The sequence below is a fragment of the Mongoliimonas terrestris genome (assembly GCF_001927285.1).
GTDB lineage: Bacteria > Pseudomonadota > Alphaproteobacteria > Rhizobiales > Pleomorphomonadaceae > Chthonobacter > Chthonobacter terrestris.
Map to the genome: position 1 here is coordinate 264,959 of NZ_MSIG01000003.1, position 16,657 is coordinate 281,615.

Here is a 16,657-nt window from a genome sequence, read left to right on the forward strand (position 1 = left end):
GGCCGCAAACGAGCGGTCGCCTTGGCGTCAGTACTCCTTCTCGTAGTAGACGCCGACCCGCGACCCGGCATCGGCGCCCACCTCGGCCCGCGCCTTCACCTCGTCAGTGATGTCGAGGTTCACCGACAGGCGTGTCTGGCCGCCGGCACCGGCGGTCACCCCCACGTAGATGTTCTCGCCGATGTAGCGGCCGGCCTGGACGGCCGCGTTGCCCGATTCGTCCGTCACCACGTCGAGGTCGTCGAGACCGGTTGAGGCGCGCAACTGGCCGAGGAGATCCGGTCCGGACCCGCCGCCGGAGAGCTGGGCCACAGCCGCCGCGAGCCGGGCGATCTGGAAGGGGGACAGCTCGTCCAGCGACCGGCCGAACAGGAACTGGGCGAGGATTTCGTCCTGCGGCAGCTCCGGGCTGGAGGAGAGCAAGATCTGCGGATCCGACACCTGGCCCGTCACCGAGGCCGTCACGCTGATCTGGTTGGTCCGCGTGGTGGCTGAGAAGTCGATCAGCGGATCGAGGTCGCCCACGAGCGTGATCTCGCCCCGGTCGAAGGTGATGCGCTGGCCGATCACGTCCAGCCGCCCGCGCCGCATGGTGAAGCTGCCCACCGGTTCGATGGCGTTGACCGGCCCGGTCAGCCGCACGCTGCCGCCGAGCTCCGCGTCGAGACCGCGGCCGCGCACGAAGATGCGGGCCGGCGCGTCCACCGTGAGATCCAGCCGGATGCCGCCACCGCCGGTCGCCTGAGCGCCCGCCCGGCGCGTCTCGGTCGTCAACCGCGCCCGCTCCAGGGTGCGGCGCACGTTCGGCGGCGGCAGTCGGTGCCGCACGTCGAGGAGTGTCGCCGAGCCCGGCAGGGTCTCCGGCACCGTCACCTCCGTCCGGTTGAGCACGATGCGCCCGCCGAGGGTCGCCGCCCCGCCGAGCGCGCCCGTTAGCGACACGGTCCCGCTCGCCTCGCCGGAGACGAGGTCGCCGACCGAATAGTGCGCGTTGGCGAGGGTCAGGGCGATGTCCACCGGCTGATCGCCGCCAAGGCCGATGCGGCCGGTCCCGGTGATCGCGCCGCCCCGCGGCGTCGCCGCCGAAAGGCGCTCGATCACGGCCTCCTCGCCGGTGAAGCGCACGGTGGCGTCGAGGCCGGTGAGCCGGTTCTGCGTCTCCGGATCGATGAGGCTGGCGTCGTCCACCGTCACCGTGCCGGCGATCGCCGGCGCCGCCACGCTGCCCGTGACGGCGACGTCGATCCGTGCCGTCCCGGTCACCCGCGTCCCGCGCTCGGCGAGCAGCGTGTTGGCAAGGCCGAGCGGCGCGGTGCCGTTGGCCGTGATGCTGAGGCCGGCGCCCTGGAGCGGCACGGTCCCGGTCGCCGTCAGGTCGATGCCGCCGCCGCCGCCCACCGTCGCGTCGAACGTCACGGTCTGGTCGGCGAAACGACCGTCGGCCGCAAGCGTCAGCGGCGGCACGCCGGCGGAGCGGAGCGGCGCGGCGCTGAGGCCGGAGCCGGTTGCCCGGAAGGCCACCACCGGCGCCGCGAACGTCCCGGTCACGTCCGCCGTGCCGGAGAGAGCGCCTTCGGCCTCGAGGTCGGGCGCAAAGGCGTTGGCGAGCGACACGGGCAGGGACGCGAGCTCGGCCCGCAACTGCAGCGCCTCGCCCACGGTGCCGGCCACGGTGACCCGGCCGCCGTTCAGCCGGGCGGCGGCGTCCACCGTGAAGGCCTCGCCGTCGGCTGCCCGGCTCGCCGTGGCGGTCACCGTTTCGATGGTCACGCCCGCGACGCGGATGGCGGACGCCTCGGCGCGCCCGGCCACCACCGGTCGGTCCAGAAGATCCTCCAGCGTCGCGTCCACGGTGGCGGATCCGATCCGCACCGTCTCCACGATCAACTCACGGGCGGTCGATCGGACAACGGCGTTCTGCTCGCCGGTGTCCGCCGTGAGCGTCACGGCGGCGTCCACCGCGCCGGAGGCGTCGAGAAGCGCGAGCGGCGCGATGACCGACACGTCCGGCGACACCACGGACACCTCGCCGGTGGCAAGGCCGTCCGGCTGCAGGGTCACCGTGCCGGTCGCGCGGGTCTCGCCGGCCGTCGCCACCAGGTCCTGAAGCCGGCGGGTGCCGTCCTGCAGGCTGGCGATCCCGGCGGTGACGTCGATCGCCACGTCGGCGAGACGGCCGACCACCGTCAGGTCGCCGTTGAGGAGCGCGCCCTCGAGCGTGCCCTCGAAGCGCGCCTCGGCGTCGGTCAGCGGCGTGCCGGCAAGGTCGAGCGCGTCGGCGAACACCACCGCCTGCAAGTCGGGCGCGAGGCCGGAGCCGGTCAGCCGGGCGTCGAGCGCCGCCGGCCCGGTCACGCCCTCGGCCACGAGGCCGAGGTTGGCCACACGGGCGGTCAGGTGCAGGTCGGCGGCGGCATAGTCGTAGGCGCCGTCGAGGTGGATCTCCGCCTGCCGGTTGGCGACGCGGAGGTTGTCGAAGCGAAGGCCGGCCGTGTCGCGCACCACGCCGCCGCCCACCACCGTCTCACCGGCCAGCAGCGCGTCCGCCGCCGGTATGCCGACCGCAAGGTCCCGGCCTGTGCCGTCGAGTTGGAGGTCGAAGCCGCCGCCGACGAGCGCGATGGAGCCGGTCGCCGCAAGGGTTGTGCCGCCCGCGAGATCCTGGCCGGCGACCCCGGAAAAGGCCGAAAGGTCCGCCGCCTCCAGGGTGTAGCGGCCGTCGAAGCTGTCCGCGTCGGCCGTGCCGGTCACCGTGGCGGTCGCGTTCGGGTTGGCGACGCGCGCCGTCTCCAGCGTGACGACTTCACCGGCCGCCCAGGACCCTCGCGCGGCGATGTCGACCGCCTCGCCCACCGCCCGGGCGATCGCCGGGTCCTCCGCGGTGATCTCCCGAAGGCCGCCGGTCACGTCGAAGGTCAGCGACCGGGCTGCCGGATCCTGCAGGTTGCGGGCCGTGCCGCGCGCCTCCACCAGGGCCTGCCCGGCCGTGAAGCCGCCGCTGCGGAAGCCCGCCACGTCGAACACGGCCGACCAGGCCTCGTCGGTTCCGCCGAAGGAGACGTCGAAGCGGCCGTTGGCGATCTGCCCGGCCGCGCCGGGGATGATCACCGTCTCGCCGTTCTCCTCGCCCACCCGCCCGGTGACGGCGAGGCGCGTCGGAAAGCCGTCGGGCGCGAGCGCGCCGTTCGCCGCGAAGCTGAGGACGCCCGACGCAAGATCGAGGCGCGAAAGCTCCACCGCGCCCGTCTCCGCCCGCACCGCATCGATGGCGAGCGTGGAGGCGCCGCGCACATAGTCCTGGTAGGCCGCCGGCACCAGCGGGGCGAGCTGGCCCTGGATGTCGGTGACGAGCCGCGTGCCGCCCTCGACGCCGGCAAGCGTGGTGCGGCCGGCGATCAACTGCTCGCCGTTCGCCGCGAGCGTGATGTCGGCCGAAAACGCGTCGAGCGGACCGGAGCCGGCGATGCGGAAGGCGAGCGCCGGGCGCTCCGGAATGGCAAGGAGGGTCGCCACCACCCCGCCGGCCGGCTCGTCCAGGCTGAAGTCGAGCTCGAGCACGGTGCTCTCGTTGGCGTAGGCGGCGTCCAGCGCGAAGCGCCCGCCCGGCCCGTCCTGCCGCACGATGGCGAGGTTGGTGTCGAGCGCGCCGCCTTCCAGCGCGATGGCGCCGTCCACCGAGAGGGTCGTCGCCTCGCCGAGCACCGGCGCGCCGAGTTCCACCTGCGGCACCGCCAGCCGGTCGATCACCACCTCCACCGGCAGTGTCGGCACCTGGAAGCCGGCGCCTGCAGCCGGATCCGGCGTCTCGTCGGCGGCCGGCGTGCGGCTGAGCACGATCCGGTCCGCCTCAAGGAGGTCGATGTCGAGACGCCCGCGCAGCAGCGCCAGCCGACTCCACACCAGGTGCACGTTCTCGATCCGCAGCCACTCGCCTTGCGGGTCGGAGACCGCGATGTAGGCGATGCGCGCGTCGGAGGAGAGCACCCCGTCGATCGGCCCGATGGAGATGCGCCGGTCCGGCGTGGAGATCTGGTCCTCCACGAAGCGCACGAAGCGGCTCTTCTCCGCCTCGGCGTCCTCCTGGGCGCCGGCGGTGGTGAGGAAGACGGCGCCCACGAGGGCGGCGACCAGCAGGATGGCGAGCGTGCCGAGGCGGCTGAGGATGGTCATGAAAGCGCTCCCACGCTCAGAAGGATTGGCCGAGGCCGATGTAGACGGCGAACGCCGGGTCGTCGTCGTCCGGGTTCAGCGGCACCGCCGCGTCCACCCGGATCGGCCCGATGCCGGTGTCGTAGCGCACGCCGATGCCGGCGCCGACCTTCAGGTCCTCGGAAAAGTCCGGCAGCGCCGATGCGAAGGCACTGCCCACGTCCACGAAGGGCACGATGCCGATCGACTCGGTCACTTTCGCCCGCACCTCCAGCGACGCCTCCACATAGGAGCGGCCGCCGACGGTCTCGCCGTTCACCTCCGGCCCGACGGACCGGTACTCGTAGCCGCGCACCGACCCGCCGCCGCCGACGAAGAACAAGCGGCTCGCTGGGATCTCGTCCCGCGGCGGCCCGATCACGCTGCCGACGGCCGCGCGGGCGGCGATCACCAACGTGTCGTCGCCGGTCACCGACAGGTAGGCGGAGCCTTCCAGGTCCGCCACAAGGCCCGGATTGCCGTAGTTGAACTCGTAGAAGGGCTCCAGCCCGAGGGTCGCCCGAAAGCCGGTGGTCGGGTTGAACTCGTCGTCGCGCCCGTCATAGGTCAGCGTGCCCGGCAGGCTCGCCAGCACGAACTGGCGGGTGTCGAGCTCGTCCTCGATCTCAGCCACCTCGACGTTCGCCGCGATCGTACCGGTCAGCCCCTCGAAGAACTCGTGCGCCAGGCCGACGCGCGCCCGGACGCTCGTCTCCGTGTAGGCGTCTAGCGGCTCGCGCTTGGCCAAGAGCTCCGCCGTCAGGTCGGTCAGCGGCGTCAGCACGCCGGGCTTCAGGAAGGTGGCGGCGGCCTGATAGGAGAAGTCCTCCGGGTCGGCCGACGCGATGCCGCCGACGCGCCCGTCCAGGCGGAACTTCTCCGCCTGGCCGAACAGGTTGCGGTGCTCCCAGTAGGCTTCCAGGCCGGCGCCGTCCACGGTCGAATAGCTCGCGCCGCCGCCGATCACCCGCAGCGGCCGCTCGGCCACGTTGGCGGTCAGCGGCAGCCGGCCGTCCGGACCCACGGTGTCGCCCTCCACGATCCGCGCCGAGGAGAAGACGCCGAGCCGGCGAAGCTGCTTCTGCGCCTTCTCGATGTCGTCCGGGTCGTACTCCTCGCCTTCCTTGAGGTTGGTCATGTAGGCGACGAAGGCCGGATCCATGCGGGCCGTGCCGGTCACGCCCACCGGCCCGTAGACCGCGCGCGGACCGCTCTCCACCGCGATGCGGACGTCCAGCGTGTTCATCGGGTGGTCGGCGATGGCGTCGCGGTTGGCGATGCGCGCCTTCGGGTAGCCCTGCTCGCGCCAGGCGTCCACGAGGGCCGATTCGGAGGAGAGCACGATGCCCGAGCGCGCGAGAGCGCCCGGGATCAGGCCGAGCGATTCGGGCGTCTGCTCCGGCTGGTCCTTCGGGTCGGTGGTCGGCGGCGCGCGCCCGTCCAACGCCACCCGCCCGAAGGCGAAGCGCGGGCCGGGGTCGATGCGGATGGCGACCGGCGCCGGATTGGGCAGGCCGGCGTCCGGGTCGATGGTCTCCGGATCGCGGCCGTCCACGGTGATCTCCACCGTGCCGCCGTAATACCCTTCCGCGTAGAGGCCGGCGACGATGCGGCCGTACTCGGCCCGAACGCGCGACAGGAAGGAGGCCGTCGAGGGCGGCGGGTCCTGGTCCCGCTCGGCGTAGAGCAGCGACGAGGTCCGCAGCCGTTCGGCCAGATCCTCGTCCTCCACCGCCACGGTCACGTCCACCGCATAGGGTTGCGCGTCCGGCGATAGCGGCTCCGGATCGTCCTCGAAGAAGCGGAATCCGAAGATCTCGAAGGCCGCGGCCGGCGTCGCCGACCCCAGCGCGGCACTGCCTGCCGCCACCATCATGATCCCGGTCAACGCCTTGGCGGTCCCGCCATGCATCAACCTCCGGCGTCCTGGCGCCGGCCAACGGTCCCTGCCTTGCCGCATCTGCGCTCCCGTACCCTTGTTACTCGTCGTGGAGCTGCCCCCTGGCCGGATCCTACGCGAAACAATTTATAAACGGTACCTGTCCCGACGACGGAGGCTGGACCGCGTCCGCGGCGGCGCTAATCCTGTGCCCCGGAGGCGACCGGACCGGCCGCCGTGCCGAATCGTGCCGATCCGGCACACCCACCCTTTCCTTGCCCCTCCGGCACGCCAACGGAGCGCCGCAAGGGCCGCAGACAGAACGGAACACCGCACCATGCTGAAGGGCCTTTCCCCCCTCCTCACGCCCGACCTCCTGCGCATCATCGCCGCCATGGGCCATGGCGACGAACTGGTGGTCGCCGACCGCAACTTCCCCGCCGCCTCGGTGGCCGCCCACACGGTCACCGGCCAGCTGGTCGAGCTTCCCATGGCCCAGACCGGCCCGGTGATGGAGGCCATCCTGTCGCTCTTTCCGCTCGACACCTTCGTGGACGCGCCGATCCGCCACATGCAGGTGGTCGGCGAGCCCGACACGGTGCTGGAGGTCCACCAGGAGGTCGCCGGTCTCGCCGCGGCGGCGGAAGGCCGGCCGGTGACGCTCGGCTCGATCGAGCGATTCGCCTTCTACGACGCCGCGCGCGAGACCTATGCGGTGGTGCAGACCGGCGAGACCCGCCCCTACGGCTGCTTCATCCTGAAGAAAGGCGTGATCTTCACCTGATCCTTTGCCGCTGGCAGCGCGGCGTCGACGCCGTTCCGTCCCGCCGCCGCCTGCGCTAGAAGGGGCGATGACGACGGGCGGCCGCTCTTCCGCCGCCCGCCTCGAGCCTGTTGCGCACCTGTTTCGGGCCCGAGCGCCCGACCTTTGGGAGTACCGCCGGTGGCGATCCGTCTCGACGACCGCGAAGCCGATTTCGAAGCCCGTTTCGCCGCCTTCCTGACCACCAAGCGGGAAGTCTCCGAGGACGTGGACCAGCGCGTCCGCGCCATCCTGGACGACGTCAAGGCCAAGGGCGACGCCGCCCTCGTCGCCTGGACCGCCACCCTCGACCGGTTCGACGCCGCGGCCCTCGGCCTGCGCATCTCCGCCGCCGAGGTGGACGCGGCCGTCGCCGGCGTTGATCCGGCCACCTTGGAGGCGCTGACGCTCGCCCGCGACCGGATCGAGGCGCACCACGCCCGCCAGAAGCCCGCCGACAGCCGCTACGTCGACCCGATCGGCGTCGAACTCGGCGCCCGCTGGACCGCCATCGAGGCGGTCGGCCTCTACGTGCCGGGCGGCACGGCGAGCTATCCGTCGTCGGTGCTGATGAACGCCGTGCCGGCCAAGGTCGCCGGCGTCGACCGCGTGGTCATGGTGGTGCCGACGCCGGACGGGAATCTCAACCCGCTGGTGCTCGTCGCCGCCCGCCTTGCCGGGGTGGACGAGATCTACCGGGTCGGCGGCGCCCAGGCCGTCGCGGCGCTCGCCTACGGCACCGAGACCATCCGGCCGGTCGCCAAGATCGTCGGCCCCGGCAACGCCTATGTGGCGGCCGCCAAGCGGCGGGTGTTCGGCACCGTCGGCATCGACATGATCGCCGGCCCGTCGGAGGTGCTGATCGTCGCCGACCGGGACAACGATCCGGACTGGCTCGCCGCCGACCTCCTCGCCCAGGCCGAGCACGACACCGCCGCCCAGAGCATCCTGATCACCGACGACGCCGCCTTCGCCGACGCCGTGGAGGCGGCGGTGGAACGCCAGCTCGCCGTGCTGCCGCGCGCCGAGACCGCCCGCGCCTCCTGGCGCGACTACGGCGCGGTCATCCTCGTCCGCGATCTCGCCGGCTGCATTCCGCTCGTCGACCGCATCGCCGCCGAGCACCTGGAGATCGCCGTCGCCGACCCGGAACCCATGGTGGCGCGGGTGCGCAACGCCGGCGCCATCTTCATCGGCCGCCACACGCCGGAGGTGATCGGCGACTATGTGGGCGGCTCCAACCACGTGCTGCCCACCGCCCGCTCGGCCCGCTTCTCCTCCGGGCTCGGCGTGCTCGACTTCATGAAGCGCACCTCCCTCCTGAAGTGCGGCCCCGACCAGCTCCGCGCCCTCGGCCCAGCCGCCATCGCCCTCGCCGAAGCCGAAGGCCTCGGCGCCCACGCCCGCAGCGTCGCCATCCGCCTCAACCTCTGAGGCGGTAGACCGAACCGTCAACCCTCCAGCCACCGTCAACCCTCCAGCCCCCGTCAACCCTCCAGCCACCCGTCATCCCTCCAGCCACCCGTCATCCCTCCAGCCACCGTCATCCCGGCGAAGGCCGGGATCCAACGGTCGGCGCCATCATCCGCGCCGGCACAGACCCGCCCGCCGTCGGCTGGATCCCGGCTTTCGCCGGGATGACGACCTACCGCTGGCGGGTAACCGCGCCGAGCCGACAGCACGTCGACGCAGGACGGGACCCACTCGCGCTCCCCCCGTCATCCTTTGGACTCGCGCCCGCGCCCCGTGTCCACGCGCGCCATCGCGCCTTAACCCCCCGCGTGCTAGACCACTCGCCTGTAAGCGGGGCGGCGTCCGGGGGGCGGTGCCGCGAGGGGAGGCGAGGGGCTACGTGAGACAGAAGACGCCGCGCGGCAAGCTCGTGTCCGTGGTGCTCGACGAGGACAGCATCGGGCGGTCCTCGGCGGACGTTGAACACGAGCGCAAAGTCGCCATCTACGATCTCCTGGAGGAGAACGTGTTCGAGCCCGAGGGTCACGGGCCGGAGACGTTCGCCTTGAGGCTTGCCATCGTGGACCGCAAGCTGGTGTTCGAGGTGACCACCCCGGACGGCGGCGCGGTCATCACCCACATCCTGTCGCTGACGCCGTTCCGGCGGGTCGTGAAGGACTATTTCATGATCTGCGACAGCTATTACCAGGCGATCCGCACGGCCAGTCCCAGCCATATCGAGGCGATCGACATGGGCCGGCGGGGCCTCCACAACGAGGGCTCGCGCCTGCTCATGGAGCGGCTCACCGGCAAGATCTCGGTCGACATGGACACCGCCCGCCGCCTGTTCACGCTGATCAGCGTGCTGCACTGGAAAGGCTGACCGGCGTGTCGGAGGAGCGGACCCGCCCCGGCGCCGTCCTGTTCGCCTGCTCGTTCAATGCCGTGCGCTCGCCGATGGCGGCCGCTATCGCGCGCCATCTCTTCCCCAACCAGATCTATGTCCGTTCCGCCGGCGTGCGCCGCGGCGACCCGGACCCGTTCGCCGTCGCCGTCATGGACGAGATCGGCCTCGATATCCGCCGCCACAAGCCGCACACCTTCGAGGAGCTGGAGGACACGAGCTTTGACCTCGTGATCTCGCTCGCCCCGGAGGCGCACCACAAGGCGCTGGAACTCACGCGCTACTACAGCCTCGACGCCGAATACTGGCCGACCGCCGACCCGACCCTCACCGGCGGCTCGCGCGAGCAGATCCTCGCCGCCTATCGGACCGTCCGCGACACCCTTGAGAAGCGCATCAAGGAACGGCTCGACTGGAAGCCCATGATCGGCATCGGCGACAAGCCCGGACCCAAGGACCCGGACCACGAATGACCCCCCGGCGCCGGTCCCCGCGCCGGTCCGCCTCTATCCCGCCGGGGCCGCCGGCAGCGTGAAGGCGAGCCGGGTGAAGCCGTCCCGCCGCTCCCGGCTGAGGCTCGCCCCGTAGGCGGCGAGCACGTCCTCCACGATCGCAAGGCCAAGGCCGGAGCCGTCGTCGTTGCGCCCGTCGCCGGCCGGGGCGCCGAAGCCGGGCCCGTCGTCCTCCACGCTCACCGTCACGGCCCCGTCGACCGCAACGGCCGTCACCCGGACCGTGCCGTCCGCGAACTTGCGGGCATTGTCGAGGAGGTTGCCGATCACCTCGCCGAGGTCGTTGCGGTCCGCCCGCACACCGAGCCCCGGCGGCACCGCCACCTCGAAGGCGATGGCGTCCGCGTGCGGCAGGCGGCGGATGGTCGCCACGAGGCCGGCCACCAGCGGCGCGAGCGCCGTGGCCGGACCGCCGCCGAGCGCCGTGCCGCCCTGGCCGCCGCGGATCCGCGCCCGCGCCAGCTCGCGTTCCACCACCCGGCGCATGGCCTCCACCTGGTCGCGCAGCACCGCCGCGTGGGTGCTCTCTCCGGCGGCGTCCAGCTTGCGCGCCTCCAGCGACAGGATGGTGAGCGGCGTCTTGAAGCCGTGGGCGAGGGCGCCGGCCCGGTCGCGCGCCCGCTCCACCGCCTGGTCGCGCCAGTCGAGCAGCCGGTCGAGGTCGTCGGCGAGCGGCTGGATCTCCGTCACGAAGCCGCCGCCCATGCGCGCCCGGGTGCCGGCCCGGATCGCCGCCACCGAGCGGCGGAGCGCCGTCAGGGGCGCGAGCCCGAGCAGCGCCTGGAGGAGCGCCACGACCAGGAGCACCGCCGCGATCACCAGGAGCCCGCGCATCAGGTCGGCCGCGTAGTCCTCCGACAGCGCCGCGATCTCCCGCTGGTCCACCGCCACGGCGAGGCGGGCCGGCACCGGGCCGCCGGCGCCGATCAGCCGCACCGGCCGGACGAGCGCGTAGAGCGCCGAGCCCGCCTCCGGGCCCTCCACCGCCACCGCCTCGGCCTCGGCCTCCATCCCCATGTCCGCCGGCAGCGCCAGAGCCTCGTCCCAGAGCGAGCGGGAGCGAAGGGGCGGCTGGCCCGGCGCGTCGATCTGCCAGTAGGTGCCGGATCCGGGCTGCCGGTAGAGCGGGTCCGCCGGCTCGCGGGAAAGCGTCATCCGGTCCGCCGCGTCGAGGGTGAGGGCGCCGGCGATCTCGTTCCAGCGCACCTCCAGTTCGGCCGCGACCCGGCGCTGGATATGCTGCTCGAAGAGGTAGGTGAGAAGCACGCCGGAGGCCGCCAGCACCAGCCCGATCGACAGGGCCGCCAGCACCATCAGGCGGACCTTCAGGGAGCGGGCGTCGAGGAGAGTCCCGAAGGCCGGCCGCTTCACCCCTTGTCCCCCGCGACCGCGTCCATGATGTAGCCCTGGCCGCGCCGGGTGGCGATCAGGTCCGCGCCGATCTTGCGGCGCAGCCGGCCGATCAGCACCTCCAGGGCGTTGCTGTCCGGCTCCCGGTCGCTCTCGTAGACGTGCTCGGCCAACTCGCCCTGGCTCACCACCCGGCCGCGGTTGTGGGCGAGATAGCGCACCAGCCGGAACTCCAGCGCCGAAAGCTCCACCTGCCGGCCGTCCACCACGGCGATCCGCCGGCGCGTCTCCAGGGTCAGGCGGCCCACCTCGATCAGCGGGGAGGCGTAACCCTTGGTGCGCCGGAGCACGGCGCCGAGGCGGGCGAGCAGTTCCTCCACCTGGAAGGGCTTCGGCAGATAGTCGTCCGCACCCGCGTCGATCCCCTCCACCCGTTCCATCCAGTTGCCGCGTGCGGTGAGCACCACCACGGGCACGGCGGACCCGCCGCCGCGCAGCCGGCGCAGCACCGACAGCCCGTCGAGCTTCGGCAGGCCGAGGTCCAGCACCACCCCGTCATAGTCCTCCGTGTCGGCGCGGAACCAGGCGGTCTCGCCGTCGCGCGCCCAATCCACCACGTAGCCGGCCGCCCTCAGGGCCGAGGCCACCGCCTCGGCGATCGCCGCCTCGTCCTCCACCACCAGGATGCGCATCAGCGTCGCCTCGTCTCCAGGATCCGGTTGCGGCGCGCGTCCACCAGCACCCGGTAGAAGTCGTTGCCGCGGGTGACCACCACGATGTCGTAGATGCGCATCCCGTCCCGGTGCCCGAGAAGGTCGACCGAGACCACCTGGCCCGGCCGGGCCGCCGCCACCGTTCCGAGGATGCGCGTCAGCGGAACGAGGTCCCCCCGGGCGACCGCGGCGCGCGCCTCGTCCTGCGACAGCGCCCGCCAGCCGCCCGACCGCTCGCCCCCGTCCCGCCCGCCCCCGTCGCCCCCGTCATCGTCGCCGCCACGGTCGTCATCGTCATCCCCGTCGTCGTCATCATCTCCGTCGTCATCGTCCCCATCGTCATCCCCCCCGTCGTCCCCGTCCGACGAGTCCGAGCCGCCGTCGTCGTCCGCGAACGCCGGTGTGGGGCCGGCGGCGGTGCACGCGAGCGCGAGCGCCAGCAGGCAGGCGATGAGGAGCGGGCGGACGCGAGTGATGAGAAGCATGGCTGAGCCTAGAGCGGGAAACCTGACAACAACCTGACGAGCCCCGTCAGGATGGCAAGGGGGAACGCTCGCTAGAACGGGTTCATGGCCGCAGCCGTGGCCGAAACCGAAAGGGAAACGCTCGCCATGAAGACGCTTCTGCTCACGTCCGCCGCCGTCCTGGTCCTTGCCGGATCGGTCCAGGCGATGCCCGCCGCGCCGCGCGCCGCCGCGCCGTTCGTCTCCGGCACCGAAGTCACCGCCGCGATCGTCGCCGGCGACCCGCTCGCCCGCGTCCTCCTCGTCGACGACGACGGCGACGATGATGGCGACGACGACGGCGATGACGACGACGGGGACGATCGCGGCGGCGACCGCGACGACGATGACGACAGCCGTGACCGCGACGACGACGACGATCGCGACGACGACGACCGGGACGACGATCGCTACGACGACGATCGCTATGACGACGACGACCGCGACGATGACGACGACGACCGCCGCGTCGGCCGCGACGACGGCCTCCTGCCCATCCTCATGAGCCCCTTCCGCTCGATCGACCTCTGACGTCCGCCCGCGCCCGCCGGCCGGCCTTCGACGGTGCCGGCACGGCGGGCCGGGGTGCGGCCACGAGCCGCCGAGACCCGGGCGTCCCGCGTCCGGCGGGCATGACGACGGCCGGGTCCAGACGGCAGCATGCTCGCTGTTTCCTTCCGCGCGCCGATCGGATAGTTATCCGCCCACACTTCATGTCCCCGATCGGATCGAACACCGCATGACCAAGGAAGAAGTCCTGGAATTTCCGGGCATCGTCACCGAACTGCTGCCGAACGCCACCTTCCGGGTGAAGCTCGAGAATGAGCACGAGATCATCGCGCACACGGCCGGCCGCATGCGCAAGAACCGCATCCGCGTGCTGGCAGGCGACAAGGTTCTTGTCGAGATGACCCCGTACGACCTCACCAAGGGCCGCATCACCTACCGCTTCAAGTGACCGGCCGAAGGGGCGCGCCCATGCGGCGCACCGTTCGGCGGACACCGCCGCCTCCGCGCGGTGCGGGCTCGCAAGGCGTCCGATGACCGACCGTCCTCTCCTGGTGCTCGCCTCCGGCAGCCCGCGGCGCGTCAGCCTGCTGGCCCAGGTCGGCATCGCGCCGGACCGGCTGATGCCGGCCGACATCGACGAATCCCCCGACAAGCGCGAACTGCCCCGCTCGCTCGCACGGCGCCTCGCCCGTACCAAGGCCGAGGTCGCCGCCAACCGGGCCGAGCCGGATCCCTCCGGCGCGCCCCTGCTCGTCCTTGCCGCCGACACGGTGGTGAGCGTCGGCCGCCGCATCCTGCCGAAGGCGGAGACCTTCGCCGAGGCGGAGGACTGCCTGGCGCTCCTCTCCGGGCGCACCCACCGGGTGTTCACCGCCGTCTGCCTCGTCGGCCCGCGCGGCGTCCGCGAGAAGCTGGTCGACACCCGCGTGCGCTTCAAGCGCCTGTCCACCGCCGAGATGGACGCCTATCTGGCGAGCGGCGAATGGCAGGGCAAGGCCGGCGGCTACGCCATCCAGGGCCGCGCCGGCGCCTTCGTGGTGCGCCTGATCGGCTCCTACCACGCGGTGGTGGGCCTGCCCCTCTTCGAGACCACCGCCCTCCTCGACAGCGCCGGCTACCCGGTCCAGGCCACCTGGCCCGCGGGCGTGGACGTCTGAACGGCTCCGGCGCACCGGGTTTGAGCCAGCCGGCGCCCCCGAAGCGGCATCCCGAAAGGTCTTGCCCATGACCAACGACCCCGTGCCCGTCCGGATCGGCGGCAAATGCCCCACCTGCGGCAAGCCCACCGAGCCGGCCTTCCGGCCCTTCTGTTCCAAGCGCTGCCGCGACGTGGACCTCCACCGCTGGCTGAGCGGCGCCTACGCCATTCCGTCCGCCGCCGACGACGGCCCCGGCGACGACGACGACGACCCGCGCTGACGTCCCGCCGCCGCCCCCCGGCCGCCGTCCGCCGCGCCCCGCCCGATCCCCTTGACGAGCCGTGACGTTTTCATGATCGAAGCCTCTGGACAGGCCCGGCGGGGCCTTCTATAAGGCCCCTCGTTCGCCGGCGGGCCCACCAAACCCCGCACAGGTCCGGCGCCCGGGTAGCTCAGTTGGTAGAGCATGCGACTGAAAATCGCAGTGTCGGTGGTTCGATTCCGCCCCCGGGCACCACTTCAGCCTCCAAAACAGTCAAACCCAGTGCTGACCTCGTTGAAAGAGCGTAGTTTCGCGCGCGTTCTGCGAGGCGTTTAGAGTTTCCAGGTGGCGTTTACGGCACCGGTAAATCATTTGAGTGCCGCGGTGCCAGCTTGATTACACATCTGGCAAACGCGTGCGCTCGTTTACTGGGCGGAAAGCAATGTGGATCCTTCGAACCGGGCCTGGGTGCTCCGGGGGGGCGAGGAATGTTTCTCAACGGTCTGGGGTTTGATACAGTTCGTTGAAACTACACATTGGCCAGGATCGGTCCGCGGATGGTAACGCTAGCGATTGCGGCCTTGGAGGCCTTGTTCGCCGATATCTGCATCGTCGGCGCAGGGCCTGCGGCCATTGCGTGCGCCTTGCACCTGATCGGGTGTGGCCTGAAGATCATCCTGGTCGAAACCGGCGGCACCCTGTACGACCCTCAAGCCCAGGAGATCGGCCGCACCGAAACCGGTCTGCGGTTCGGAACCGTGGACTGCGCGTACAACACGCGCCAATTCGGCGGGAATGCCAACGCATGGCTCGTCGATACGGGCCGAAGTTATCGCGGCGTCCGACTGGCACCTCTGACGCCGGCCGATTTCGAGCCGAGGCCGGGGCTCGCCGATACCGGCTGGCCCATCAACTTTTCAGACCTCAACGCCTTCTACAGGCAAGCCCCCAGGATCTTCGGTCTGCCGTCGGATTCCTTCGATTTGGAGCCCTGGTCCGGCCCGGACACGCCCGACCTTCCTGTCGCCGATGGCTCGGTCGACACCGCCATGTACATGTTCGGGGACGGTCAAGTGTTCACGAACGATCATCGGGCGACCCTGGAGAAGTCCGAGGACGTTCGCATCCTGACGCATCATACGGTCACGTCGCTGGAGACCCCGTCTGGTGACACCCGCGTGCGGTCGGCCGTTGCGGTGGACCGGGATGGCCGCAAACGGCGCATCGTCGCGGATCAGTTCATTCTTGCCGGGGGCGGCCTCGGAAGCACCCAGCTTCTGCTCTCCTCCATCGCCGATGCGAGCCTGTCGATCGGCCCTGCCGCCGAGAACGTGGGGCGGTACTTCATCGATCATCCACTGCTGAACGGCGGCGAATTCTTCCCGTCGGACCGCAAGCTGATCGACCGAATGGCCCTCTACGATCTACGGACGATCGGTGCCGCGCCGGTCATGGGGCATCTCAAGCTGTCCGACGCGGCGCTCCGCCGCGAATCTCTCCTCAACATGAGCATGATCTTCCTGCCGCGCCGGAACGGCTGGCAGGTGTCGGAAACCATGAACGCCCGGCAGGTCGCAGGCTTCCAGGCGGCCATCCGCCTGCGCGGGGCCATTCGAGACCGGCGCCTGCCGGCCGCTTGGGATCTGGTGGCCGGTGCCGTCGGGATCGACGGCATTGCGCGCCGGCTGTTCAGCCGCGTGGTCTCGCCCACGGCGAACCTGGCGCGCGGCGGCTGGTCGAAGCTGCCGGCGCGACAACGGGCACGCTTCGATCGCTTTCAGATCCTCCATGTCGCCGAACAGGCGCCGCATCGCGACAACAGGGTCATGCTGGGGTCCGAACGCGACGCGACGGGACTGCGCCGGCTCACGATCGACTGGCAATGGCACCAGAGCGATCAGGACAAGATCATGCGAGGGCAGCAGATCTTCGCCGACGCTCTGGCCGGAGCGGGTCTCGGGACATTCGCCATCCACAAAGATGGCGCCGGGCCGAGCGTCGTCAGTTCGACCACGGGCCATTGGATGGGGCTCACGCGGATGAGCCGATCCGCACGGGACGGCGTGGTCGACACGAATTGCCGCGTGCACGGAACCGACAACCTCTACATCGCGAGCAGCAGTGTGTTTCCCACCGGTGGCTATGCCAATCCCACGTTGACCGTCGTGGCGATCTCCCTTCGCATTGCCGATCGGTTGCGGCGGCTTTATAGAAGGGACCTGACAGAAGATGCTGGAAAGGCAATAGAAGCGACGACCGACGGACAGCGGGCAGACCCGCAGACGTCATATTCGCCTAAATCCCATCTCGACGCGGGGCTGCCTCGACCGTTTTCTGATGATTGAGACACGCCGTTCCACCGGCCGACCCCGAGTCCGCACCTGTGACATCGATCGATGCTCCGCCCCCGCCTGCCGATGAGACACCCGTGGCGGCGGGCGTG

14 protein-coding genes and 1 tRNA gene are annotated in these 16,657 nt (G+C 71.4%); 10 read left to right on the forward strand and 5 right to left on the reverse strand.

From position 1 onward, the window contains the following. Positions 1–27: 27 nt before the first annotated feature. Both BUQ68_RS05800 and BUQ68_RS05805 read right to left on the reverse strand, forming a co-directional pair. Entirely contained in the window at positions 28–4,170 is a 4,143-nt protein-coding gene (locus BUQ68_RS05800; RefSeq protein ID WP_075214990.1) for a translocation/assembly module TamB domain-containing protein, read from the reverse strand. Between the two features lie 16 nt (positions 4,171–4,186). Continuing rightward, positions 4,187–6,100 (reverse strand): autotransporter assembly complex protein TamA, encoded by a 1,914-nt coding sequence (locus tag BUQ68_RS05805; protein ID WP_139315158.1) that lies wholly within the window; start codon positions 6,098–6,100, stop codon positions 4,187–4,189. A gap of 304 nt (positions 6,101–6,404) precedes the next feature. Between BUQ68_RS05805 and BUQ68_RS05810 the strand changes: the two genes are divergently transcribed. The 4 genes from BUQ68_RS05810 to BUQ68_RS05825 all read left to right on the forward strand — a co-directional run bounded on the left by BUQ68_RS05810 (position 6,405) and on the right by BUQ68_RS05825 (position 9,698). Continuing rightward, the gene (locus tag BUQ68_RS05810) at positions 6,405–6,851 is read left to right on the forward strand and encodes an RbsD/FucU family protein (RefSeq protein ID WP_075214991.1); all 447 of its coding nucleotides are present in this window, start codon (positions 6,405–6,407) and stop codon (positions 6,849–6,851) included. A gap of 159 nt (positions 6,852–7,010) precedes the next feature. Next, the gene (hisD, locus tag BUQ68_RS05815; RefSeq protein WP_075214992.1) at positions 7,011–8,303 is read left to right on the forward strand and encodes a histidinol dehydrogenase; all 1,293 of its coding nucleotides are present in this window, start codon (positions 7,011–7,013) and stop codon (positions 8,301–8,303) included. 418 nt (positions 8,304–8,721) lie between these two features. After that, positions 8,722–9,204: a UPF0262 family protein gene (locus BUQ68_RS05820; protein WP_075214993.1), complete on the forward strand. Its 483-nt coding sequence runs from the start codon at positions 8,722–8,724 to the stop codon at positions 9,202–9,204. A gap of 5 nt (positions 9,205–9,209) precedes the next feature. Then, positions 9,210–9,698: an arsenate-mycothiol transferase ArsC gene (locus tag BUQ68_RS05825; protein ID WP_075214994.1), complete on the forward strand. Its 489-nt coding sequence runs from the start codon at positions 9,210–9,212 to the stop codon at positions 9,696–9,698. Positions 9,699–9,731: 33 nt separating this feature from the next. Here BUQ68_RS05825 and BUQ68_RS05830 read toward each other — a convergent pair whose 3' ends face one another. The 3 genes from BUQ68_RS05830 to BUQ68_RS23585 are packed head-to-tail and all read right to left on the reverse strand — an operon-like array spanning position 9,732 to position 12,285. Further along, positions 9,732–11,108: a sensor histidine kinase gene (locus BUQ68_RS05830; protein ID WP_083656322.1), complete on the reverse strand. Its 1,377-nt coding sequence runs from the start codon at positions 11,106–11,108 to the stop codon at positions 9,732–9,734. Beyond that, positions 11,105–11,779 (reverse strand): response regulator transcription factor, encoded by a 675-nt coding sequence (locus BUQ68_RS05835; RefSeq protein ID WP_075214995.1) that lies wholly within the window; start codon positions 11,777–11,779, stop codon positions 11,105–11,107. Before BUQ68_RS05835 ends, BUQ68_RS05830 begins: the two co-directional genes overlap by 4 nt. Then, positions 11,779–12,285, reverse strand: coding sequence for a PepSY domain-containing protein (locus BUQ68_RS23585; protein WP_075214996.1), 507 nt, complete (start codon positions 12,283–12,285; stop codon positions 11,779–11,781). The genes BUQ68_RS05835 and BUQ68_RS23585 overlap by 1 nt, the downstream gene beginning before the upstream one ends. Before the next feature lie 84 nt (positions 12,286–12,369). On the opposite strand from BUQ68_RS23585, the gene BUQ68_RS23590 reads away from it, so the two are divergent. From BUQ68_RS23590 to BUQ68_RS05870, 6 genes are all read left to right on the forward strand, one after another. Further along, entirely contained in the window at positions 12,370–12,834 is a 465-nt protein-coding gene (locus BUQ68_RS23590; RefSeq protein ID WP_210215588.1) for a hypothetical protein, read from the forward strand. 208 nt (positions 12,835–13,042) lie between these two features. Then, on the forward strand, positions 13,043–13,261 hold the full coding sequence (gene infA / locus BUQ68_RS05850) for a translation initiation factor IF-1 (RefSeq protein WP_004432473.1): 219 nt from the start codon (positions 13,043–13,045) through the stop codon (positions 13,259–13,261). An 82-nt stretch (positions 13,262–13,343) separates the two neighbouring features. After that, a complete protein-coding gene (locus tag BUQ68_RS05855; RefSeq protein WP_075214997.1) occupies positions 13,344–13,970 on the forward strand; it encodes a Maf family nucleotide pyrophosphatase in 627 nt (208 codons plus the stop codon). A gap of 67 nt (positions 13,971–14,037) precedes the next feature. After that, positions 14,038–14,232, forward strand: coding sequence for a DNA gyrase inhibitor YacG (yacG, locus tag BUQ68_RS05860; protein WP_075214998.1), 195 nt, complete (start codon positions 14,038–14,040; stop codon positions 14,230–14,232). 161 nt (positions 14,233–14,393) lie between these two features. Then, positions 14,394–14,469: transfer RNA gene (locus BUQ68_RS05865), tRNA-Phe, on the forward strand. A 335-nt stretch (positions 14,470–14,804) separates the two neighbouring features. Further along, positions 14,805–16,559, forward strand: coding sequence for a GMC oxidoreductase (locus BUQ68_RS05870; RefSeq protein ID WP_175577742.1), 1,755 nt, complete (start codon positions 14,805–14,807; stop codon positions 16,557–16,559). Positions 16,560–16,657 lie beyond the last annotated feature (98 nt).